At 66.7% G+C, this 21,386-nt stretch carries 19 protein-coding genes; 13 read left to right on the top strand and 6 right to left on the bottom strand.

From position 1 onward, the window contains the following. Positions 1-19: 19 nt before the first annotated feature. A complete protein-coding gene (locus tag E3U47_RS15360; protein WP_134692498.1) occupies positions 20-313 on the bottom strand; it encodes a hypothetical protein in 294 nt (97 codons plus the stop codon). 68 nt (positions 314-381) lie between these two features. Between E3U47_RS15360 and pbpC the strand changes: the two genes are divergently transcribed. From pbpC to E3U47_RS15345, 3 genes are all read left to right on the top strand, one after another. Beyond that, positions 382-2,715, top strand: a complete 2,334-nt coding sequence (pbpC, locus tag E3U47_RS15355) for a peptidoglycan glycosyltransferase PbpC (protein WP_134692496.1) — start codon at positions 382-384, stop codon at positions 2,713-2,715. 282 nt (positions 2,716-2,997) lie between these two features. Further along, a complete protein-coding gene (locus E3U47_RS15350) occupies positions 2,998-4,545 on the top strand; it encodes a collagen-like triple helix repeat-containing protein (RefSeq protein WP_134692494.1) in 1,548 nt (515 codons plus the stop codon). A gap of 85 nt (positions 4,546-4,630) precedes the next feature. Continuing rightward, positions 4,631-6,301 carry a ShlB/FhaC/HecB family hemolysin secretion/activation protein gene (locus E3U47_RS15345; protein ID WP_134692492.1) on the top strand — a complete coding sequence of 557 codons (1,671 nt, stop codon included), beginning with the start codon at positions 4,631-4,633 and terminating at the stop codon, positions 6,299-6,301. A 44-nt stretch (positions 6,302-6,345) separates the two neighbouring features. Here E3U47_RS15345 and E3U47_RS15340 read toward each other — a convergent pair whose 3' ends face one another. Together E3U47_RS15340 and E3U47_RS15335 are read right to left on the bottom strand one after the other, a co-directional pair. Next, on the bottom strand, positions 6,346-6,753 hold the full coding sequence (locus E3U47_RS15340; protein WP_134692490.1) for a response regulator: 408 nt from the start codon (positions 6,751-6,753) through the stop codon (positions 6,346-6,348). Between the two features lie 47 nt (positions 6,754-6,800). Then, positions 6,801-6,986 carry a Flp family type IVb pilin gene (locus tag E3U47_RS15335; protein WP_134692488.1) on the bottom strand — a complete coding sequence of 62 codons (186 nt, stop codon included), beginning with the start codon at positions 6,984-6,986 and terminating at the stop codon, positions 6,801-6,803. 290 nt (positions 6,987-7,276) lie between these two features. Here E3U47_RS15335 and cpaB point away from each other — a divergent pair, with 290 nt between their 5' ends. The 8 genes from cpaB (at position 7,277) to E3U47_RS15295 (ending at position 14,747) form a co-directional block, all read left to right on the top strand. Continuing rightward, positions 7,277-8,224, top strand: a complete 948-nt coding sequence (gene cpaB, locus E3U47_RS15330; RefSeq protein ID WP_134692486.1) for a Flp pilus assembly protein CpaB — start codon at positions 7,277-7,279, stop codon at positions 8,222-8,224. A gap of 18 nt (positions 8,225-8,242) precedes the next feature. Next, the gene (locus E3U47_RS15325; RefSeq protein WP_134692484.1) at positions 8,243-9,466 is read left to right on the top strand and encodes a type II and III secretion system protein family protein; all 1,224 of its coding nucleotides are present in this window, start codon (positions 8,243-8,245) and stop codon (positions 9,464-9,466) included. Continuing rightward, the gene (locus tag E3U47_RS15320; RefSeq protein WP_134692482.1) at positions 9,463-10,653 is read left to right on the top strand and encodes a pilus assembly protein; all 1,191 of its coding nucleotides are present in this window, start codon (positions 9,463-9,465) and stop codon (positions 10,651-10,653) included. Before E3U47_RS15325 ends, E3U47_RS15320 begins: the two co-directional genes overlap by 4 nt. After that, positions 10,650-11,906: a CpaF family protein gene (locus E3U47_RS15315; protein WP_134692480.1), complete on the top strand. Its 1,257-nt coding sequence runs from the start codon at positions 10,650-10,652 to the stop codon at positions 11,904-11,906. Before E3U47_RS15320 ends, E3U47_RS15315 begins: the two co-directional genes overlap by 4 nt. Beyond that, positions 11,903-12,784 (top strand): type II secretion system F family protein, encoded by an 882-nt coding sequence (locus tag E3U47_RS15310; RefSeq protein WP_134692478.1) that lies wholly within the window; start codon positions 11,903-11,905, stop codon positions 12,782-12,784. The genes E3U47_RS15315 and E3U47_RS15310 overlap by 4 nt, the downstream gene beginning before the upstream one ends. 2 nt (positions 12,785-12,786) lie before the next feature. Beyond that, positions 12,787-13,674, top strand: coding sequence for a type II secretion system F family protein (locus E3U47_RS15305; protein WP_134692476.1), 888 nt, complete (start codon positions 12,787-12,789; stop codon positions 13,672-13,674). Positions 13,675-13,763: 89 nt separating this feature from the next. Continuing rightward, positions 13,764-14,468, top strand: a complete 705-nt coding sequence (locus E3U47_RS15300; protein WP_134692474.1) for a tetratricopeptide repeat protein — start codon at positions 13,764-13,766, stop codon at positions 14,466-14,468. Positions 14,469-14,480: 12 nt separating this feature from the next. After that, complete coding sequence (locus E3U47_RS15295) at positions 14,481-14,747, top strand: DUF3613 domain-containing protein (protein ID WP_134692472.1); 267 nt, start codon at positions 14,481-14,483, stop codon at positions 14,745-14,747. 53 nt (positions 14,748-14,800) lie between these two features. Here the strand turns inward: E3U47_RS15295 and E3U47_RS15290 are convergent, their stop codons facing one another. Both E3U47_RS15290 and E3U47_RS15285 read right to left on the bottom strand, forming a co-directional pair. Then, positions 14,801-15,583, bottom strand: coding sequence for a response regulator transcription factor (locus E3U47_RS15290; protein WP_372239511.1), 783 nt, complete (start codon positions 15,581-15,583; stop codon positions 14,801-14,803). 112 nt (positions 15,584-15,695) lie between these two features. After that, positions 15,696-16,166, bottom strand: a complete 471-nt coding sequence (locus tag E3U47_RS15285; RefSeq protein ID WP_134692468.1) for a prepilin peptidase — start codon at positions 16,164-16,166, stop codon at positions 15,696-15,698. A gap of 75 nt (positions 16,167-16,241) precedes the next feature. Here E3U47_RS15285 and E3U47_RS15280 point away from each other — a divergent pair, with 75 nt between their 5' ends. Both E3U47_RS15280 and E3U47_RS15275 read left to right on the top strand, forming a co-directional pair. Then, a complete protein-coding gene (locus tag E3U47_RS15280; protein WP_134692466.1) occupies positions 16,242-16,685 on the top strand; it encodes a TadE/TadG family type IV pilus assembly protein in 444 nt (147 codons plus the stop codon). Between the two features lie 8 nt (positions 16,686-16,693). Then, positions 16,694-19,318, top strand: coding sequence for a PAS domain-containing sensor histidine kinase (locus E3U47_RS15275; protein WP_256660289.1), 2,625 nt, complete (start codon positions 16,694-16,696; stop codon positions 19,316-19,318). Here E3U47_RS15275 and E3U47_RS15270 read toward each other — a convergent pair. Then, positions 19,303-21,342 (bottom strand): pilus assembly protein TadG-related protein, encoded by a 2,040-nt coding sequence (locus E3U47_RS15270; protein ID WP_256660288.1) that lies wholly within the window; start codon positions 21,340-21,342, stop codon positions 19,303-19,305. The genes E3U47_RS15275 and E3U47_RS15270 overlap by 16 nt on opposite strands. Between the last annotated feature and the right edge of the window lie 44 nt (positions 21,343-21,386).

The raw sequence follows: 21,386 nt of genomic DNA, 5'->3' as shown, positions 1-21,386 counted from the left end.
GGCCGCTCCTACAGAGCTTTCAATGCACCACCCAGCTCAACACCCACAAGCCCAGCAGCGCCCAGATGATCCCGAGGATGATCGATGCCCGCATGAACGCGCGGACCGCCGAGTACAGCAGCATCAGGCCAACGATGAGCGCAAGGATGCTGACCAGCGAGGTGTCCATGCCCAGCGTGCGCGCCAGGCCGTCGATGAAATTGCCACCGGCGTTGGCCAGCAGGTTGAACAACCCGCTCAAGCCATCGACGATGAAACGGATCACCGCCCCCAGCGCCTGTCCCAGCCACTCGAAAAAACCTTCTACATGCATAGTCGCTTCCTGATGAACGAATCGGTGATATCCAGCCTTTGGCCATCACCTGGCCCGCTCGGTTCCCGATGCCAAGCTTAGCGCGCCCGCTGCGCCGTGTGGCGATTGCGCTGTTGGCGATCCTGGCTCTGGTATGGCTGGCCGATCGCTTGTGGCCGTTGCCGATGCCCGGCGACGACCTGGCACGGGTGGTCCTGGCCGAGGACGGCACGCCGTTGTGGCGCTTCGCCGATGCCGACGGCGTGTGGCGCTATCCGGTCAGCCCAGACGAAGTCTCGCCGCTGTACCTGGAGGCCTTGCTCGCCTACGAGGACCGCTGGTTCTATCAGCACCCCGGGGTCAACCCCATGGCCCTGGCCCGGGCAGCCTGGCTCAACCTGCGTGGCGGGCGGGTGGTGTCCGGTGGCAGCACGTTGTCGATGCAGGTGGCGCGCTTGCTCGAGCCGCACGACCGCACGCTGCCGGGCAAGCTGCGCCAGCTGTGGCGCACGGCGCAGCTGGAATGGCACCTGTCCAAGCGCGAGATCCTCCAGCTGTACCTCAACCGCGCGCCGTTCGGCGGCACGTTGCAGGGGGTGGCGGCGGCCAGCTGGGCATACCTGGGCAAGTCACCCAGGCACCTGACCCCGGCCGAGGCGGCGTTGCTCGCCGTACTGCCCCAGGCGCCCAGCCGGCTGCGCCCGGACCGCCATCCCGCGCGTGCCCAACGGGCCCGCGACAAGGTGCTGCAGCGCCTGGCCGAGTACCAGGTATGGCCGAGCCAGCGCATCGCCGAAGCCCGTGAAGAACCTTTGTTGCTGGCACCGCGCCAGGAGCCGGCACTGGCGCCGTTGTTGGCGCGGCGGCTGAACACTGCGAGCAGCCCGCCGCTGATTCGCACCACCATCGATGCTGCCCTGCAACGGCGACTTGAGGACCTGCTGCTGGGCTGGCGCGCGCGCCTGCCCGAGCGCACCTCGGCGGCACTGTTGGTGGTGGAAACCCAGAGCATGGCGGTGCGCGCCTACTTGGGCTCGATCGACCTCGGCGATCAACGCCGTTTCGGCCACGTGGACATGATCCATGCCCTGCGCTCGCCCGGCTCGACCCTCAAGCCGTTCCTCTACGCCATGGCCATGGACGATGGCCTGATCCATTCCGAGTCGCTGTTGCAGGATGTGCCGCGGCGCTACGGCGACTATCGCCCCGGCAACTTCTCCATGGGCTTCAGTGGCCCGGTGTCGGCCAGTTCGGCGCTGGCGTTGTCGCTCAACCTGCCCGCGGTGCAACTGCTCGAGGCCTACGGGCCCAAGCGCTTCGCCGCGCAGATGCGCATGGGTGGCATGCCGTTGCTGTTGCCGCCGCTGGCCGAACCGAACCTGTCGTTGATCCTCGGCGGCGCGGGCAGCCGCCTGGAAGACCTGGTCGGCGGCTACGCCGCGTTCGCCCGGGGTGGACACAGCGCGAAGATCCGCCTGCAACCCGAGGACCCGTTGCTCGAGCGCCGCCTGCTGTCGCCGGGCTCGGCGTGGATCACCCGGCGCATCCTCAGCGGCCTGGCCCGCCCGGACCGTGACCCCAATGCCGAGCTGGTGCAGCGCCCGCAACTGGCATGGAAGACCGGCACCAGCTATGGCTTTCGCGATGCCTGGTCGGTGGGCGTCGGTCCGCGCTACCTGATTGGCGTGTGGATCGGTCGCCCCGACGGCACCCCGGTGCCAGGCCAGTTCGGCCTGGCCTCGGCGGCGCCGCTGATGCTGCAGGTGCACGACCTGCTCAGCAACCGCGACAGCCAGCGCGGCATCGAGGTGCCGGTGGCGGCGGTACCGGCCTCGGTGGGGGTGGCGGCGATCTGTTGGCCGCTGGGCCAGCCCATGAACCGCCAGGACGACAACTGCCGGCGGCAGCGTTTTGCCTGGACCCTCGACAACACCACCCCGCCGACCTTGCAGGCGGCCGACCAGCCGTTGGGCTTGGGCCTGCGCGAAACGGTGTGGCTCAACGAGCAGGGGCTGCGTGTAGACGCCGGTTGCCCCGGCGCCAAAGCCCGCGATATCGCCCTGTGGCCAGCAGCGCTGGAGCCCTGGCTGCCGCGCCTGGAGCGGCGTGCCGCGCGCTTGCCGGCGCTGGACCCAAGCTGCCCGCCGCATGTGGCGCCCAGCGCGCCGCCGTTGTCGATTGTCGGTGTGCGCCCCGGCGACAACCTGCGCCGCCCGGCGACCAGCAGCGAGCCGTTGCAATTGCGGGTTTCGGCCTTGGGCGGTGGTGGCCAGCGCTGGTGGTTTGTCAATGGCCAGCCGTTGGGCGAGACCCAGGGGCAGGACAGCCTGCTGGTGCGCTTCGAGCAAGCCGGGCGGATCGAGCTCAGTGCCCTGGATGTCAGCGGCGAAACGGCGCGGGTGGAGTTCCAGGTCAGCGAGTAGGGCGCTGCTGGGCCGGACACCGGCGTTGCCGGTGTTCGCCAGCAAGGCGGGGCTCCCAGGCCTGACGCGGTACTAATGACATGGGTTTATATCCTTGGTGAGCGTTGCCCGAGCGATTTTGCAAGGTTATGAAACTACTGCGCTTTTCGCCGTGTCTGGAGCCCTAACCTGGGTACTAATACCAACTTGTGAGCTACCCCTTTACAACCCTCGGGCCTTCACTGCTGAACGTAGGGCGACGATGCCGTCGACCCAACCACACGAGCAGCAGGAGTCATTCCCATGAACACTCAAGCGTGGAGCAGAACCGCCACGGCGCTGGCGATGATCATGGCGCTGGGCCTGGCAGGTTGCAGCAGTGGCGGCGGTGGACACCACAGCGAGGTCGACGGCTCGTCTGCCGATGGCACTGCGGCGGCCGGTGGCAGTGGCGATGGTTCAGGCGGCTCGGGAGGTACAGGCGGCACCACACCCGGTGATGGGAGTGCCGGTACCGGTGGTGGCACAGCAGGCGGAGCCACGCCCGGCGGTGGAACAGGTGGTGGCACCACACCGGGTGGTGGCGGCGGCGGTACGGGCGGTGGGTCTACCACTGCGCCGCTGGTCACTGGCCAGGTGGTCGATCAACTGGGCAATACCGTCTCCGGTGTCGGTGACGGTGTCAGTAACCTGGGCCAGCTGATTGGCGGCTTGCCCATCGTTGGCAGCACCTCGTTGGGCGCTGGGGTGGGCGCGCTGGTGTCGTCCACCGGCGCTGCCGTGAACAGCGTCGGCAGCGGCCTGAGCGATGGTCTCGGGCAACTGGGTACAGGCAACAATGCCGTCGGCACCACGGTGGGCGTGCTCGGTGCCGCCACGGCGGACTTGGGCACCGGTGTCTCTGGCCTGGGCCAGGGCGTGGCCGGGCTTGCCAGCAGCGGGCCGGTCGAGCAGGTGCCGCTGGTCAACCAGGTGGTCGCGGGCGCCGGGCAGGGCGTCGACCGGGTCGGCCAGGCGGTGACCATGCTGGGCGACACCCTGACGCCAATCGGCAGCAGTGGCCCGTTGGCGGGCACCAGCCAAGGGCTGAGCGACGCGGTGGTGCCGGTGGTCTCGCTGGTGGAGAACACGGCAGCGAATGCCACCCGCCAGACCGGGCTCGCGGCACCGCTGAACCAGACCCTCAACCAGGTGGGCGGGGCATTGACCCAGGCTGGCCAGCAGGTCGCCGGCAACGGCAATCCGTTGGCGGCCAGCGTCGGCCAGCTGGTCGCCAATGCCGGCACCACCGTCAGCACCAGCAGCGGTCTGGCGCCCATTACCGGCGGCCCACGCAGCGGCTTGCTGGAAACCGTCGGCGGCGTGGTGGCCGGTGCCGGTAGCGGCCTGGCCAGCAGCACCGGCAATCCGGCGGTGGCGGCCATCAGCACCAGCACGGTACAAACCGGCAATACCGTCGCCAGCCTGGGAACAGTGCTGGGCGGCAATGGTCTGACCAACACCGCGGCCGGGGCGCCGCTGGCCGCCGTGACCCAGCAAGTGGGCACGGGGCTGGCGCCGGTGGTTTCCGGGGTGGCCAGCGTGACGCAGCAGGTCGGCACCAGTACCGGTGCAGGCGCCCCGGTGGCGGGGTTGTTGAATCAGGTCGGCGGCGCTGTCGGCACGCTCGGCACGCAACTGGCCGGCGCATCGGCCAATCCTGTGGTGAGTCAGCTCGGCACCACGGTCACTGCCGTTGGTGGCACGCTCGGCCAGGCCGGCAGCCTGGTCAATGGCGGCGCAGGGCAACCCAGCGGGCTGGGCGGCGCACTCAATGGCGTGACCGGCGCCCTGGCTGGCGGGCAACGCTGAGGCGACGGGCTACGCTCTAGGTGAGGTGCCTGGGCGGCAGGGTCGTCCAGGCACCGTTGCCAACACAGGATCATGGAGTGTCCCGATGCGTCTATTGCTGGTGACGATGTTGGCGCTGAGCTGGGCCGGCCTGGCCGGCGCCGAACCGCTGCCGAGTTTCCTCAACAGCAACGACACCGAACGCCGCCTGCCCACTCCCAACCTGCCGTTGGACGCCTATCGCCCAGGCGCTGGCGCCGCGCAACTGCCGCAGACGCAGCCGAGCGCCCAGCAGCCCTTGTTGATGAGCACCCGGGTCGCGGTACGCAAGGTGCGCTTCGAAGGGGGGACGGTGTATCCGCTGAGCGAGCTGCGCGAGCATTACCAGCCGCTGATTGGCCGCGAGGTTGCCCTGGCCGAACTGATCGACGTCACCCGCCGCCTCACCCAGCGCTACCAGCAGGATGGCTACCTGCTGTCCTATGCCTACTTGCCGCCCCAGGACTTCGCCGATGGCCGGGTGCGCGTGGTGCTGGTGGAAGGCTATATCCGCGATGTCCAGATCGACGGCGAGATCGGCGGGGCACGAGCTTATCTCGAGCAGTTGCTCGACAAGCTCAAGGCCGAACGCCCGCTGAGCCGGCAGAGCTTCGAGCGCTACACCAGCCTGGCCGGGCGCATCCCCGGCGTGACTTTCCAGGCCCAGGTGCCGCCGCCCGGCACCACCGATGGCGCGACCCGGCTGGTCGCCCAGGTTTCACGCCAGCCGTTCACCACCAGCATGAACCTCAACGATGGCAGCCGCGACGACCTGCAGGCGTTGCTCGGCGCCAGTAGCAATGCGCAGACCCGTTTCGGCGAGCAATTGGGTGCCAGCGTGCTGCTGCCGCCCGGCGAAGACAAGGAACACTACTACCGCCTCGACTACAGTCAGTTCCTCGACGCCGAGGGCTCGCGCCTGCTGCTGTCGGCTTCGCGCTATCGCAGCGATCCCAAGGCGCGCATCCGCCTGGACAACGGCATCGACCTGACCCAGCACCGGGAGAACGAACGCTATTCGGTCGGGCTCAGCCAGTCGCTGATTGCTTCGCCCAGCGAATGGCTGGAGGTGGTGGGGCGCTTCTACGTGGTCAACGACCGCATCGACTACCAGGTCGTGGGTTTTCCACTGCGGTTGGACAGCCGCACCGACCTGCGCGCGCTGTCCTTCGAGGGCGACTGGCGCAAGGCCGAGGCGCGGCGGCTGCGGATCATCAGCGCCGGTGTGTACCAGGGGTTGGACTACTTCGGTGCGCGGAGCAACGCTGACTATGACCTGGACTTCCTGCGCCTGCGCTTGTCCGGGGTGCAGAGCGACGATTTTGGCGACCACTGGCAAGGCGTGATCTCGGCGGCGGGTTACTGGAGCAACGACAGCCTGCCCGACAGTGAGCGCGCGGTGTTTGGCGGGCAGAACTTCGGGCGCGGCTACCCCAGCGACCAGGGCTCCGGCGACAAGGGTTGGGGGCTGGCCTACGAGGTCAACTACAGCTTCAAGCGCGAGGGCGCCTGGCTCAAGGTCGTGCAGCCCTATATCGCGCTGGATGCAGCGCGGGCCTGGTTCAATGAGCTCGAGGTACGGAAGGCGAAAATGTCATCGGCGGCCCTGGGGCTGCGCTTTGGCGATGCGCGCTATTACAACGTCGCGGTGGAGGTGGCCAAGCCGATGTCGGATATCGCCTTGGACAGCCTCAACCGACGACCACGGTTGAACCTGAGTTTCAGTTATCAGTTGTAGAAGGCTACGCACTTCTTTGTGGGAGCGGCCTAGTGTAGTCCCAGCTATTTAACGGCCTGCATCAACGGCTTGGGGAACAGATTGTCCAGCGTTTCCAGCAGGCGCGCGTGATAGATCGGTTTGCGAAACAGGTCCAGCACCTGCAAGCGCAGCAGGTCGCTGACATCGTCCATGTCGGCATGCCCGGACATCACGATCACGGGCAGGTGCTGGCGTGCGGTGTGCTCGCGCAAGCGCCGAACCAGGCCGATGCCGCTTTCCTCTGGCATGCGCAAGTCGGTGATCACCAGCGCCACGTCCGGGTGTCGGGTCAGTTGCTGCAGGGCCGCTTTCACCGAGGCGGCCGTGTGGCAATTGAACCCTTCGTTCTCCAGCAACTCGGCCAGCTCCAGCAACGCCTCTTCCTCGTCGTCTACCAGCAGGATCTGTTGCCGCAAGGAAGAGGTGGGCATGGTCGGCTCCTGTTCAGGGGACTACAGGTCATGCTGGCTTCAGCTGATCAGGGGGTGATCGCGTCCTTGATGGTGTTCATGATCGTTTTGACCTGGGTCGAGATGGGGTCGACGAAACCGGCCAGCACCACCGCCACCATGGCAGCGATCACGGCGTACTCGATGCCGGATGCGCCTTCCTTGCTCTGCAGGAAGACCTTGCAATGGATGAACAGCTTCTGAAGCAGCAGCATGGCATTTCTCCTCGCGCTCGTTGGGCGCCGGTAATCGGGGCTTGTTGAGTGATACCCCTTTGCCATCAGAGCATCGCCAAGCCGTGGCAGGCTGCAAATGTAAGAAGGTGATAACTCGAAAGTATTGGTACGGATCAGGCAATCCAAGTGCCTGTTTTGGCAGCGCGTCAATTTCATGGCTCGAAAAAAACGGCACAGGTAATGGCGAAAGATTACGGCTCAGCTACCGTCCAATAGCGAAATAGTTTCCTTTTGCCATCATTGGTTGCGGGCATGGAGGGAGAGCGGAAATGAGTAGTCGCCTGACCCTGATCCTCGCCGGCCTGTTCCTCCTGGCAGCCTTGCTCGCCGGTTATTGGGGCCTGCGCCTGAGCCGCCCGAGCGAGTTGCCGCCCGCGCCGGCCGTGGCCCCCAGCGAGGCCGCCGTTCCAGCCCCGGTGGTAGCTGCCGCGCCCCCCGAGCCTGCGCGTTCGCCTATTGTCGTTGTGCGCCGGTCGGTACCGGCCAATATCCCGCTGACCGAAGAGGATGTACTGGTAGACCGACTGCAAGTGGTGCCTGCCGGGGCCTTCCAGCGCTTAGATCAGGTGCTTGGGCGCAGCAGTACGCGGCCGCTTTCGGCAGGGAGTTGGCTGGATGAATCGAGCTTCCAGGCCGGTGGCCCGTTGGCGCGGATGATTCGCCCCCATGAGCGCGCGGTGGCGGTGGCCGTGGATGACGTGATTGGCGCCGGCGGCCAGCTACGCCCAGGTGACTTCGTCGATGTGCTGCTGTTCCTGCGTGAAGAGAACAACAACCCGCAGTCCTCCGCCCAGGTGGTGCTGCCGGCCCTGCGTGTGCTCAGCGTCGACCAGCAGACCGGGTTGGCCAACGATGGCCGGCCGGCACAGACCGCCGAGGAGCAGAAGGCCCGTCGCGACCAGCAGTCGCTGAACAGCAACGCCACCCGCACGGTTGGCTTGGCGGTGCCCGAAGCCCTGGCCAGCCGCCTGATGCTGGCGGCCCAGGCCGGCACCTTGCGCCTGGCGGTGCGCAGCGCCGATGAACAGCGCTTGGCGGCGTACTGGTCCGGCCAGGCCGCCAGCCCGCAGCTGGACAGCGCCAAGCGCGAGCTCTACCGCTTCAGCCAATTGTCCCAGGTGCCCGCGGCCAGTTCCGCCGCGATGGCTGCTGCCGGCGCGCCGGCCATGCAGATCATCCGTGGCTCGCAGAGCGGCGATAACAACAAGACTCCCTGACCGGCAAGGATGCGATCCATGCGTAGTTCTTTGCGTGTTCTTCCCTGTGCCTGGCTGCTCGGCCTGGCCATGCTGGCACCTTTCGCGCAGGCGGCCAGCGGCTGTGCGGCCTTTGGCCAGTTGCCCTCGGTGATCGAGCTGGACCAGGGCTTGCAGCAGGAGCTGCGCTTGCCAGTGGCGATCACCCGTGCCGCGGTGGGTGAGCCGAAGGTCGCCGATGTGCAGCCCAGCGGCGAGCGCGCGGTGCTGCTGACGGCGGTGGCCCAAGGCAGCACCAGCCTGATGCTGTGGACCGACTGCGCCGCGCAGCCGCACCGCGCCATGCTGTTCGTCAAAGGCCGGGCCAGCGCCGACATGACCGAGACCGCGCAACTACCGTCGGCGCAAGCCGATTTGCCGGTGCAGGTGCAGGCTGACATCCGCTTCGTCGAGGTGCGCCGGCTCAAGTACAAGGAGGCCGGCGCGCGGTTGTTCTTCAAGGGCTCCAATAGCCTGGTCGGTGCGCCCGGCACGGTGCCCGGGGCCACGGTACGTCCGACCGACCTGCCCGGCGTGGGGCTGAACGACAATGTCTTCAACATCGTCCTGGGCGGCAACAATGGGCGCTTCATGGCGATGATCAACGCCTTGGAGAACAGCGGCTTCGCCTACACCCTGGCACGCCCCAGCCTCACCGTGCTCAGCGGCTTGACCGCAAGCTTCCTGGCCGGTGGCGAGATTCCCATTCCGGTGCCCAGCAGCGGCAGCGACAACGTGTCGATCGAGTACAAGGAGTTCGGCGTGCGCCTGGCGCTGACCCCCACGGTGGTCAGCCGTGACCGCATCACCCTGAAGGTGGCCCCCGAGGTCAGTGAGCTCGACTACAACAACGCGGTGGTCATCGCCGGCACCCGGGTGCCGGGGTTGAGCGTGCGGCGCACCGATACCAGCATTTCTCTGGCCGATGGCGAGAGCTTCATCATCAGCGGCCTGATCACCAGCAACGTGCGTTCGGGCGTGGACAAGATGCCGGGGCTGGGCAATTTACCGATCATCGGCGCGTTCTTCCGTCAGTCGGCGCTCAACCGCGAGGAGACCGAACTGCTGATGATCGTGACCCCGCATCTGGTCCAGCCGCTGGCCGCCAACGCGCGCCTGCCCGAGTTGCCCGGCGAGCGCCTGCGTACCTACGACCCTAGCTGGGGTCGCCTGTTCTTCATGGAAAACGGCAACTTCGAAGGCCGTGGCGGGTTGTCCCAATGAGCGAAAGCCTGAATCACACCTACCTGGCCCTGACCCGCAACGAGGAAGACCTGCACTGGTTGCAGGGCGCCCTGGCGCCGCTTGGCCAGGTGATCGGCGCCAGCAGCCCAGGCCTCGACGAATTGCTGGCCTTGGTCGACATGACTTTCAGCAACCTGGTGTTCATCGGCCTGGACCGCGAGCAGTTGATCGGCCAGTGCGCGCTGATCGAGGGCCTGCTGGAGGCCAAGCCAATGCTGGCGATCGTCGCCCTTGGCGATGGCATGGATAACCAGCTGGTGCTGCATGCCATGCGTGCCGGTGCCCGCGACTTCGTCGCCTACGGCTCGCGCGCCAGCGAGGTGGCCGGCCTGGTGCGGCGCCTGGGCAAGCGCCTGCCGACGGTGGCCAGCAACCCCAACCTGGGGGGCCTGAGCGTGCTGTATGGCGCCCAGCACGGCGCCGATGGCGCGTTGCTCACCACTCATCTGGCGCGGGTGGTGCAGGACAGCGGCCAGCAAACCCTGTTGCTCGACCTTGGTCTGCCCCGTGGCGACAGCCTGGCACTGCTGGGGCTGGAGGCCTCGTTCCATTTCGGCGATGCCTTGCGTCACTTGCGCCGCCTTGACGCGACCCTGATCGACAGCGCCTTCAGCCGCGACAAGGGCGGCCTGCGCATCCTCGCCTATGCCGACAACGACGATGCCCTCGGCCAGACCAGCGCCGCCGAGGTGTACATGCTGCTCGGCGCCCTGCGCCAGCACTTCCAGCACATCGTCGTGAACCTCACCGGACAGGGCGACAGCGAGGCGTTGCGCACCATCGTCAGCCACTGCGACAAGCTGATCCTGTACACCGACCAGAACATCCTCGATTGCCGGCGCAACCTCGACCTGCTCGAGCAGTGGCGTGATCGCGGGATCAAGCTCGAGCACGCCAGCTTGCTGGTCGACCGCTACCTGCGCCAGGTGGCGCCGGATGCCGAGACCTTGGCCAAGCGCTACGGCTTGCCGTTGCTCAATGTCATGCCGCATAGCCCGGAGGTGCGTCTGAACGCCAAGAACCAGGGCCTGAGCCTGTTCGAGCTGGCCCCGCGCGAAAGCCTGACCCAGGCCTTGCGCGGCCTCGGTGAGCGCCTGGCGCGTCGCTCGGAAAACCTGGCGCCGCCGGCCCATGCCTGGTTGCGCCGGCTGTGGGGCAACCGATGAGCCTCGAAGAACCCTTTGGCGGACCGCGCCATGCCGCAAGCGATCCGCAGGTGCTCAAGCGCGCCTTGCATCGGCACGTCATCGACGCTATCGAGGACAGCGGCCGCAACCTGCTCGAAGGCCCGCGCCCGGCACTGGCACAGTTCGTCCTCGAACAGGTCGGCGACTATGTCGCCCGGCTGCGCCTGGCGCTTTCGCGCTACGAGATGGAGCGTCTGGCCGAGGAGATCGTCGACGAGTTGACCGGCTACGGGCCGCTGGAAGTGCTGCTGCGCGACCCGAGCGTCACCGAGATCCTGGTCAACGGCCCTTACCGGGTGTTCGTCGAGCGCGCCGGTTTGTTGCAGCAGACCGACCTGCGCTTCATCGATGCGCACCATGTCGAGCGGGTGATGCAGCGCATCCTCGCGCCGCTGGGCCGGCGCCTGGACGAGTCGTCGCCGATGGTCGACGCGCGCATGCCCGACGGCAGCCGGGTCAACGCGATCATTCCACCGGTGGCGCTGGACGGGCCGTGCCTGTCGATCCGCAAGTTCCGCCAGGACATGCTCAAGAGCGCCGACCTGCTGGCCACGCGGGCCATCGACCAGGCCATCTACGACTTTCTCGAACGGGCCGTGGCCCGACGTTGCAATATCCTGGTCAGCGGCGGCACCGGCACCGGCAAGACCACGCTGCTGAACATCCTCAGCCAGATGATCGCGCCCCAGGAGCGCCTGGTGACCATCGAGGACGTGGCCGAACTGCAACTGCACCACCCCCACGTGGTGCGCCTGGAGACCCGCCCGCCGAATGCCGAGGGCCATGGCGAGATCAAGGCCAGCGAGCTGATCCGCAATGCCCTGCGCATGCGCCCCGACCGCATCATCCTCGGCGAGATTCGCGGCGCCGAGGTGCTCGATGTGATGACCGCGATGAACACCGGCCACGACGGGTCGATGAGCACCGTGCATGCCAACACCGCCCAGGATGCCTTGCTGCGCCTGGAGACCCTGGTCGGCCTGACGGGGCGCCAGGTTGCCGAGAAGACCTTGCGGCAGATGATCTGCGCGGCCTTGGACGTGGTGATCCAGCTGACTCGCCTGGCCGATGGCCGGCGCTGCGTGAGCGAGGTGCTGGAAGTGGTAGGCGTGCGCGACGACGTATATGTCACCAATACCTTGTTCCGTCTCGACCGGCGCAGCGGCGACGGCTTTTTGCGCGAGGCGCCGAACCCGGCGGGCAGCAAGCTGCGCCACGAGGGGGTGTTGTGATGGGGCCGCTGCTGCTGGCGTTGTCGCCGTTGCTGCTGGGCATGGCGCTGCTGCTGTTGCGTCTGGGCCTGTACAAGCGTGGCGAGGAGCGCATCCTCCAGCGCCTTGGCCGGGCCTATCGCGCAGTGCGTAATGCCAATGCCCGGCGCGACTGGCTCGATCCGCTGTTGCAACGCGCGGGCTTGGCGCATGCCGACTTCTCGCCGCGTCCGTGGCTGGCGGCCTGGCTGGCGTTGACGCTGCTGGCAGGCCTGGTCGCCGGCTGGGTGGCGGCATTGATGACGCTGTTGGGCCTGCCATTGCTCGGGCATTTCTACCTGAGCTGGCGCTGCCGCCATCGCCTGCAGCGAATCATTCAGCAACTGCCGGGGCTGCTCGACTACAGCGTGCGCAGCCTCAAGGCCGGGCGCACCCTTAGCGAAGCGGTACTGGGTGGCGTCGACAGCACGCGCGAGCCGCTGCGTTCGGCGATGCTGCGAGTACGGCGCAACGTGCAGTTGGGCGTGCCGCTGGAGGACGCAGTCAGCGAACTGGCCGAACTGTATGGCCAGGCCGAGCTGCGCATGTTCGCCCTGGGGCTGCGCATCAACCAGCGCCATGGCGGTAACGCCAGCGAACTGCTGGAGAACCTGATCAAGTTGATTCGCGAGCACGAGCAGGGCGACCGCCAACTGCGCGCGATGACCGGTGAAACGCGGGTCACCGCGTGGATCCTTGGCGCGCTGCCGCTGACCATGGTCGGTTACTTCCTGATCGCCAACCCCGGCTATTTACTGGCCATGTGGCGCGACAGTCACGGGCAGATGATGCTGCTGTTCGCCTTTGCCTTGCAGGCGGTTGGCTGCCTGGTGCTATGGCGCATGATGAGGAGTTTGTGACCATGGCCCTGATGCTCAGCGCCCTGTGTTTGTTCGTCGCTTTTTCCTTGCTGGCCTGGCAGGGCGCCCGGCAGGTGCAGGCCCGACAACGCGTGCTGCGACGCCTGCAGGGACGGTTGGGGCGGGACGAGCGCTTGGGCGACTGGTTGCAATGGCTGGGCAGCAGTCCTTTGGGGCGGCGCCTGCAACGGCTCGACGGCGAGACCCAGGCGCTGCTCGACCGGGTCGGTTGGCGTCGCAGCCGGCAACGCGCGCTGTTCGCCGCGGTGCAGCTGGGGTTACCGCTGTTGGCGGTAGGCGTGGTGCTGTTGCTGGCGCACGGCGTGCCGGGGGAAAACCGCGGGCATTGGGGCGTGCTGGTGCTGTGCGGCCTGGGCGTGGGGTATCTGTTGCCCAAGCGCTTGCTGGTGATCGCGGCGGCGCGCCGGCAGCGACAGATTGCCGAGGAAGTCAGTTTGTTGATTCCGCTGTTGCGCATTCTGTTCGAGACCGGCCTGGCAGTGGAGCAGGCCTTGCGGGTGCTGGCCCACGAGGGGCGCAGCCTGGTGCCGAACATCAGTGATGAACTGCGCCTGGTGTTGCAACGGGTCGACTCTGGCTTGGCCCTGGGGCCGGAACTGGAAAAGAGCGCGCGGTTGCTGGCGGTGGACGAGCTGATCGACACCTGCGTGATCCTCCAGCAGTTGCTGGTGCAGGGTAGCGGCTCGATGAAGTCGCTGCTGGCGCTCAAGGACCTGCTCGACGATCGGCGCCTGACCGGCTTGCAGGAGCGGGTCTCGAAGATGTCGGCGAAGATGTCGGCGGTGATGATGGTATTCCTGTTCCCGGCCTTGCTCATAGTCCTGGCCGGGCCGGGCTTTTCTGCGCTGGCGCGGGCGCTGGGGTCGTGAATGGCGACCGCCCAGGCCGTTGCCGTCAAGTCCAGTGCAGAGGTTTTGATCCGCGAGAGAAGGATGTTTTCGTTCAGGGGAGAGACGCGATGAAAGCGATCCTGTTGTTCAGCAGCCTGTTGCTGCTCGCCGGTTGCGCCGGTCAGCAGCCCGAGGGCCTGGCCCGCCTGCTCGGTGGCGGCAGTTGCGGCAAGCCCGACACCGACCAGCAACTGAGCCTGGACATGGCCGACCAGATGATCAACGAAGGCCGCCCCCATGCCGGGTTGGCCCACCTCGAGCAATTACCCGACACCCTCGACCAGGTGCGCCTGCGCAAGGCCAAGGTGCTGCGCGTGCTGGGACGCAGCGAAGCCGAGCCGCTGTACCGCAGCCTGCTCGGCGGTTGCCTGGCGGCCGAGGGCGAGCACGGCCTGGGGCAACTGGCCGCCGCCCGTGGCGACGACGCTCAGGCCCTGCGCAACCTGCAACGGGCCGTGCGCCTGGCGCCGACCGACGAGAACGTGCGCAACGACCTGGGTGTGGTGCAGATGAACCTGGGCAACCACGAGCAGGCGCGCTTCGAGTTCCTCACCGCTCTTGAGCTCAGGGACGACAACCCGTTACCGGCGGTGAACCTGGTGACCTTGTCGCTGCTGCAGGACCACTGGGACCAGGCCGAGGACCTGGTCAAGCGCCTGCACGTGCAACCTGAGCAGTTCGCCGAGGCCCGGGCCCGGGCGCAACGTATCCGTGCCAGTGGGCGCGGGCCGCTTGCGGCGAGCGGGGCTTCGGCCCCCGCGCTGCTCAACTGACTGGAGGTGAGTATGTTCAAGCACTGCATCGCTGTCGGCTGTCTGCTCATGCCCTTGCTGGCGGCGGCCGAGGATCCCGCGCGTCCACCGCGGGCGCCAACCGCCACGGAAACCTTGCTGCAGCTGCAGGCAAGCAATCGCCAGGCCTCCCCGGTGCGCCAGGTGCAGACGGACAAGGAGCGCGACCAGTCCATGCAGCGCTGGCTGGACAGCTACAAGTACGCGATCCCGGATTTTTACCGGTGGACCAAGATCAATTCGTCGAACAACGGCGGCTGATGCGATCGTGGCCGGTAGTCCTCGCGCTCCCACGTCGGTTGGTCGAGATCGAGTCAATGCGTGGTAAAGCGCTGATGCACCGGCGACGAGCGTGGGGTCAGTGCCAGCGCCAGCTGGGTGCGGTTGTGCATGTGGGTCAGGCGCAGCACCTGCGACACATACAGCTTCACGGTGTTCTCGGTGATGCCCAGCTCGCAGGCAATCTGGTAGTTGGTCTTGCCCTTGCTCACCAGCCGGGCGACCTCCAGTTGCCGCGGCGACAGCTTCTCGAACGCCGCGGGTAGCTCCGGTTCGCCTTCCTCGGCATCGCTGGCGCGCCGGTGGGCGCCCTGGCCACGGGCTTTCTCCAGGTCTTGATAAAGGTCGTCGATGGACTCGGCCAGCTCTTGCAGGCGCTGATTGAGGCTGCCCAGCTCGCGGAAGTTGCGACGCCGCTCCAGCAGCGCGGCTTCTTGCCGACGCACGCCCTCGAGCAGTTCGTCGAGGTCCATGGGCTTCTGGTAGTAGTCGGCGAACCCCTCGCGCAGGGCGCGAATCACGTCCTGCTTGTCGGCGCGCCCAGTCAGCATGATGGCTTCGAACAGGCGTTGTTGCCCGGCAACCTGTTTCAGCGCGCGGACCAGCTCGATGCCATCGCGCTCGGGCATGTGCAGGTCGCAAAGTACCAGGCCGATGGCTTCGTCGGCTTTATAGCAGTCAATGGCCTGGCCCGTTGAGTGCGCCGGGATACAGCGGTAACCCTCGCTTTCGAGGAACTCGCATAACTCTTCGACGATCAGCGGCTGGTCGTCGACAACCAGAATCTTCACCTCACTGACGGACTTGTTCACGATCAACTCCCTGTTGTATCGGCCCTGCTCCCGGGCCAGACGCTCTGGCAGGTAGAAAAGTAGTCGCACTTTGCAATTATGTACATTGGCCTCGCGCCTTATTCGACCGTACGGTCGTCTATTGGATCCAAACGGCTGTCAGCAGGAAGCCGGCCAGTACGTACGGGGCGAACGGCTGCTTGTCACCGACCTGTTCGGCCAGCGCTTGCATGCGCTTTTTCACCTTGGGGTTGAGCAGGGTCCACAGGCGGCGGCGACCGAATAGCCAGGCCAGCACCGTGACCCCGGCGCCGATGAAGGTGCCGAGCACGTACTGCGGGCTGGTGGCCAGGGCCAGGGCGCCCATCAACTTGACGTCGCCGGCGCCGAAGCGGCCGAGCATGTAGCCGGGCAGGGTGAGCAGCATGACGATGGCCAGTGCCCAGCCCGCCTCGCTGGCCTCGGCGCCGATCCAGCTGCGCCCGGTGGCGAACAGCCAGACCAGGGCACAGGCAGCGACTCCGAGGGTGAGGGTGTTGGAGATTTGTCGTTCACGGACATCTTGTTCGGTGCACAAGGCAAGCCACATCAGAAGAACAATGCTGTGCATTGGCAAATGGCCATCCCTATTCGTTGAACGGATCTATGCTTTTATCCAAGTCTCAGACTCAGGGTAGACGCGATCATGCAAGCAAGCCCGGCGCGGCAGCAAAAAGGCGCGGCAGCCATCGAGTTTGTCGCGGTATTCATGGTGTTTTTCGCGGTGTTCTACGGTTTGGTCAGCTACGCCTTGCCGATGCTGATGCTGCAATCGTTCAACCAGGCCAGCAGCGAGGCGGTGCGCCGCTGCGTGGCGGTGGACCCGAGCAGCCAGACCTACGCCCTGGATGTGCAGGGCCTGGCCCGCCAGGTGATCGCCCAGCAGTTGGCGTGGATGCCCAATGCCCTGGGCTTTAGCGTGATCACCGACACCCGGGTCAGCGTTGGCGCCGACAAGGTGCTGACGGTGGTCATCGACTACCCGCGCGACCGGCTCACACGAGTCTTGCCGACCCTGGTGCTGCCCCTGGTCGGCGAGGTGCCTAAGCTGCCCGCGCGCTTGCAGGCCCAGGCGAGCCTGCAACTGTGAGTGGCGGCTTGTTCGATCGCTGGCGCACGGCGCCCACCCCGCTGCCCGAACCGCAGGTGCCGCCAGCGGTCGGCCTGCAACTGTGGCTCGACGACCAGGCCCGGGTGCAGCGCCTGGCCGGCCCGCTGCGGACCTTGCTGGCGCTGCCCGGGCAGGCCGGTGGGCGGGTGCACGATTACCTGCTCAGGCACAGCTGGGTGGTGCTCGAAGGCGAGCCCGCCGACTGGCAGGGACAGCCGCTGGACCTGGATTTCCACACGGTTGTCGGCCAGGCCCTGCACACCCGTGGCTGGCTGCTGCGCCAGGCCCAGGGTTGGCTGTTGCAGCTGTTCGATATCGGCGACCTGCTGCGCGAGCAGCGCTGGGACCGGCAGCGGCCATTGCTCGGCGAGATCGGCCATGCCCTGCGTGAGTGCGGCGCGGCGCGCCTGGTGCAGACCACCGAGGAGCAGTTGCAACGGCTTGCCGAGCACTGGCAGGCCCGCTCGTTGCGTTTGCTGCTGCGCGAGGCCGATGGCTGGCGACACTACGCCAGCAGCGAGGGCGCCTGGCCCTGGCCCGCTGACCGCGCCTTGCAGGCGCGGCTGCAGGCATGGCCGGCCCAGGGCCTGGTCGAGGCCAATGACGACCTGGAGCTGCTGGCGCTGTGCGGTGGGGTGTCGTTGTTCCTGGTGCCTTGCCGTCTGGGCCAGGATGCCGAGGCGTGGTTGCTGTGCGCTGGCGCCCCCCAGGTGCCGCCGGCCGACATGGCGCTGGCATTGCTGCGGACCCTGGCCGAGCCGTTGCTGGTGCGCCATCGCCGCCAGCAGTTGCACGAGCAGGCCGCCCACCTCGACGATTTGCAGCAGCAGTTGGGCGCGGGCTGGTGGCAATGGCCGGCGCAAGGTGACTTGCAACTGGACCCGAGCCTGGCCGCCGCTCTCGAGCTGCCGCGCCGTGCCAGCGAGCAGCAGTGGCTGGCATGCCTGCACCCCGCCGACCGTGAGCCGGCGCAACTGGCCCTGGCCCAGGCCCGTGACGGGCATGCACTGAGCCTGAATGTGCGGGTGCTGGGCAGCGACGTGCAGGCGCCGTCGCGCTGGCTGCATTGGGCCGGCCATGGGCGGGACGGGCAGGTGCGTGGTTTTTTGCTCGATATCAGCGCGCTCAAGGCCCAGGAGCAACAAGCCGGCGCTGCGCGCGCCCGGCTGGAAAACCTGATCGCCAGCTCGCCGGCGGTGATCTACGTGCAACGCTATGCCGAGGGCGCGTTGCACAGTGAGTTCTTCAGCGCCAGCCTGGCGCCTCTGCTGGGTTGGGCGCCGGACAGCGAGCAGGCACGTCAGCCCGGCCTGGCGGTGCATCCGCAGGACCGTGCGCTGTGGCTGGAACGTACCCGCAGCTTGATGCGCGAGGGCCAGGTGCGGTGCCGCTACCGTCTGCGCGACCAGCTGGGGGGCTATCACTGGATGCTCGATGAGGCGCGCTTGCTGCGTGACGATCTTGGCCAGCCGCTGGAAGTGGTCGGCCTATGGCTGGATGTCAGCGAGGCCACCGAAGCCGCCGAGCGCATGCGCCAGAGCGAGGAGCGCTACCGGGTACTGGTCGAGGACTCACCGGCGATGATCTGCCGTTACCGTCCAGACCTGACCTTGCTGTTCGGCAACCGGCCCCTGGCCGACTACCTGGGCTGCGCGCCTGCGCAGCTCGAGGGCGCGGACCTGGGGCAGTGGCTGTCCGAAGAGCAGCGCGAAGCGTTCCTGCTGCGTCTGCGCGCGCTCACGCCCGAGCACCCGGTGAGTAGCGCGCAAATCTGCCTGCAACTGCCAGGGCGCGAGCATGCCTGGTGGGTGTGGGCCGACCGCGGGCTGTTCGATGAGCAGGGCCGTCTGCTCGAAGTCCAGGCCGTTGGCCGCGACAATACCGAGGTGCGGCGCAGCCAGCAGCAGCTGTTGCAAGGCGCCAAGATGGCCACCCTGGGCGAGTTGGCCACCGGCCTGGTGCACGAGATCAACCAGCCGCTCAACGTGATGCGCATGGCCGTGGCCAACACGCTCAAGCGCCTGGACAACGGCGCCGCCGACCCGGCTTACCTTGCGGACAAGCTGCGCCGCATCGAAGCCCAGGTCGAGCGTGCCGCGCGGCTGGTGGAGCACATGCGCGTGTATGGCCGGCGCTCGGCGCTCGAGCATGCGCCGTTCACCGCCTGGGCCGCCGTGGAGGGCGCGCGGGCGTTGCTGGAAGAAGGCTTGCGCGGCAAGGGTGTGGTGCTGCAGATCGAATGCCCCGGCGAGCAGCCGTGGGTACTCGGGCACCAGGACCAGTTGGAGCAGGTGTTGATCAACCTGATGGTCAATGCCCGCGATGCCTTGCTCGAGCAGGGCCAGGAGCACCCTTGGATTCGCGTGCGCCAAGTGCTGGAGCGCGGGCGCCTGTGCCTGCTGGTGGACGACAACGCTGGCGGCATCGACCCGCTTCTGCACGAGCGCATCTTCGAGCCGTTCTTCACCACCAAGCCGGCTGGGGTCGGCACCGGGTTGGGGCTGTCGGTGAGCCACGGGATCGTCGCGCACATGGGCGGCAGCCTGACGGTGGCCAACGCTGGCGAAGGGGCGTGCTTTCGGGTCGAGTTGCCGCTTCACATCACCAGTTGAGCGTGGCCGCTGGAGCAACTGAGGTTGGCGCCCACTTCGGCGCTGGCGAGGTCGATGCCAAGCACTTTGAGCAGCACATTGAGCAGCGGATCAAGCAAGGGACTGAGCAGGTTTTTGATCAAGGGTTCGAGGATGGCTTTGACCGAGCTGAGCGTACCAGCCACCAAGGCCATGACGTCAGAGAAGACGTTGCCAACAGCGGGTTTGTAGGCTTCGATCTGTACGCCTGCGAGCGTGCTGGAGAGGCTGCCGACGACATCTTGCGTGCTCATGCGTAGATAGTCGGGCGTTTTGCCGATATCGGGTGGGGTGACGAACAGCAATGCCGTCGTTTCGCTGCGCAGAATCGGTGCACTGGCCTTCAGGCCAATGCCACCGCCTGCAAAGGCTACCCGAGTGCAGGCGGCGCCCAGTGGGCCGCATGTCTTGATACCAATATCGACAAGCGGCAAAGGCGTGAAGGCTGCCGCGCTATCCTTGAAGAACGCCGCCGAGTCCTTGGCCTTGCCGATCGAGACAACTGCCGCCGCGCTTTGCGTCGCCACCGTCAGGCTCTTTTGTGCTCCACATCGGTGATCGGTAACCAAGCTCTGTGCCCTGGCCACGTCGACTCCGATATCCAAGGACAACTTGTCCGGTACCGGTAGGACATCCAAGTATTTGCATTGACTGAGCCCAAGCGAGCAGGTCAAACCTTGCAGGACATCCACCAGATTAAGGTGCAGAAGGCTGTTGAGCACGGAGGTCAAGGGCGCGGCTAGGCCAAGCACGGTGTTCAGCAAACCGAGGACGCCGTTGAGCAGTGGCAGGTCCAGCGAAACCAGCGCCTGGACTTGGGCGGTGTGCACTTCGATCCGGTCGGTCGCCGGATTGCCCACTGCTGAAAATTGTTCCGGTTGGATCACCTTCATCTGGATGCGGCCATTGACCAGCCCGAGCACACTGATGGGCAGATCAACGGTGGCGGCGCTATTGCTGACAGCCAACTGAATCATGCCCTGGACCAGTTGCAGTAGTTGGATGCTGGTATCCAGCCCAGCCTGTGCTGTGCCGTTCTGTATTGCCAGAATGTCTCCCAGGTTCAGGAGCGTGCCGTTTGCTGTACCAAGCGCGAGCTTACCCAGGTTGGTGGCGACGTCGGCGGCGGCACCACTTTGTTGCAGGACGCGCACGGCGGCATCGAGCAGTTTGCTGAGGGTGGCATCCGTGCTGAGCAGCTTGTCGTAATCGCCGACCTTCACTCCCAGGTCGATGGCTAGCTGGTCGGCGTACTTGAGCAGATTGATCTGTGTGGCGGCGATACCCTGCCAGCTAGCCAGGTCGAGCTGAAGGTTGCCACCGAGGCTGCGCACGAGGGCATTGAGCAAGGCCGAGTGACGTGAGTCCAGGCTCACCAGGCTACTGCGAATGCTCAACATCGCCTGGGGCGGCCCTGGACTGGCCGCTACCGCGCTAGCGCGCAAGGTGGTGGTGGGCGCCAATGCGCCGCCCTGTACCAGGGCATAGATCCCTCCGGCCACGCTGGTGACCACGATATTGCTGACCTCGACCTTGATCGCTTCGTTGCGCGTGGCATCGGCGGTGAACACGCGCAGGTTGTCATTGCCGGTGCGCAGGTAGCCACAGCTGGCGATCAGTGGATTGAGCGGGGCGTGGCCATTGCGGGTGGCAGCGGTCCGCGCCAATGCGCTGGCCTGGGGGCCGTTGCCGCCGCACTGGCCGCCATGTTCGGCGGCCTCGAGCGCGGCCATGTCGGCGATGCGCTGCAGCTTGCGTTGCTCAAGATACAGCCGCCCGCCGTCGACCGTCAGCAGCATGAACATCAGCGCCAGGCCCAGGGTCATTACGGCCATCAGACCGATCGCGCCGCGTTGGCGCACAGCGGAACGGGTAACCACAGGCACTCCTTTGCCGGCCAGAGGCCCGGCAGCACGGCGGCGGTGCAGGGAGTGTAGCCAAGGTGATGGCGATTTGCCTTGTTTTAGTCCGGCACTGGAAGTGCCGGCCTTGTCGGTGCCATCCATCGCGTCGCCTGGTTCGCCAGCAAGCTGGCTCCTACAGGCAGGCG

Origin of the sequence: Pseudomonas sp. RIT623 (genome assembly GCF_004519305.1) — a bacterium.
In the GTDB taxonomy this organism is placed as follows: Bacteria; Pseudomonadota; Gammaproteobacteria; order Pseudomonadales; family Pseudomonadaceae; genus Aquipseudomonas.
Note: the sequence above shows the minus strand (reverse complement) of the source record. Positions and strands in the feature narration are given on the sequence as shown.

Coding starts and splice junctions, on each gene's coding strand:
- E3U47_RS15315 (WP_134692480.1), top strand. CDS start 10,650: ATGAGCCTCGAAGAACCCTTTGGCGGACCGCGCCATGCCGCAAGCGAT.
- E3U47_RS15335 (WP_134692488.1), bottom strand. CDS start 6,986: ATGCTGCTGCTTCAGAAGCTGTTCATCCATTGCAAGGTCTTCCTGCAG.
- pbpC (WP_134692496.1), top strand. CDS start 382: ATGCCAAGCTTAGCGCGCCCGCTGCGCCGTGTGGCGATTGCGCTGTTG.
- E3U47_RS15285 (WP_134692468.1), bottom strand. CDS start 16,166: ATGCACAGCATTGTTCTTCTGATGTGGCTTGCCTTGTGCACCGAACAA.
- E3U47_RS15280 (WP_134692466.1), top strand. CDS start 16,242: ATGCAAGCAAGCCCGGCGCGGCAGCAAAAAGGCGCGGCAGCCATCGAG.
- E3U47_RS15320 (WP_134692482.1), top strand. CDS start 9,463: ATGAGCGAAAGCCTGAATCACACCTACCTGGCCCTGACCCGCAACGAG.
- cpaB (WP_134692486.1), top strand. CDS start 7,277: ATGAGTAGTCGCCTGACCCTGATCCTCGCCGGCCTGTTCCTCCTGGCA.
- E3U47_RS15350 (WP_134692494.1), top strand. CDS start 2,998: ATGAACACTCAAGCGTGGAGCAGAACCGCCACGGCGCTGGCGATGATC.
- E3U47_RS15345 (WP_134692492.1), top strand. CDS start 4,631: ATGCGTCTATTGCTGGTGACGATGTTGGCGCTGAGCTGGGCCGGCCTG.
- E3U47_RS15300 (WP_134692474.1), top strand. CDS start 13,764: ATGAAAGCGATCCTGTTGTTCAGCAGCCTGTTGCTGCTCGCCGGTTGC.
- E3U47_RS15360 (WP_134692498.1), bottom strand. CDS start 313: ATGCATGTAGAAGGTTTTTTCGAGTGGCTGGGACAGGCGCTGGGGGCG.
- E3U47_RS15270 (WP_256660288.1), bottom strand. CDS start 21,342: ATGGATGGCACCGACAAGGCCGGCACTTCCAGTGCCGGACTAAAACAA.
- E3U47_RS15295 (WP_134692472.1), top strand. CDS start 14,481: ATGTTCAAGCACTGCATCGCTGTCGGCTGTCTGCTCATGCCCTTGCTG.
- E3U47_RS15305 (WP_134692476.1), top strand. CDS start 12,787: ATGGCCCTGATGCTCAGCGCCCTGTGTTTGTTCGTCGCTTTTTCCTTG.
- E3U47_RS15325 (WP_134692484.1), top strand. CDS start 8,243: ATGCGTAGTTCTTTGCGTGTTCTTCCCTGTGCCTGGCTGCTCGGCCTG.
- E3U47_RS15340 (WP_134692490.1), bottom strand. CDS start 6,753: ATGCCCACCTCTTCCTTGCGGCAACAGATCCTGCTGGTAGACGACGAG.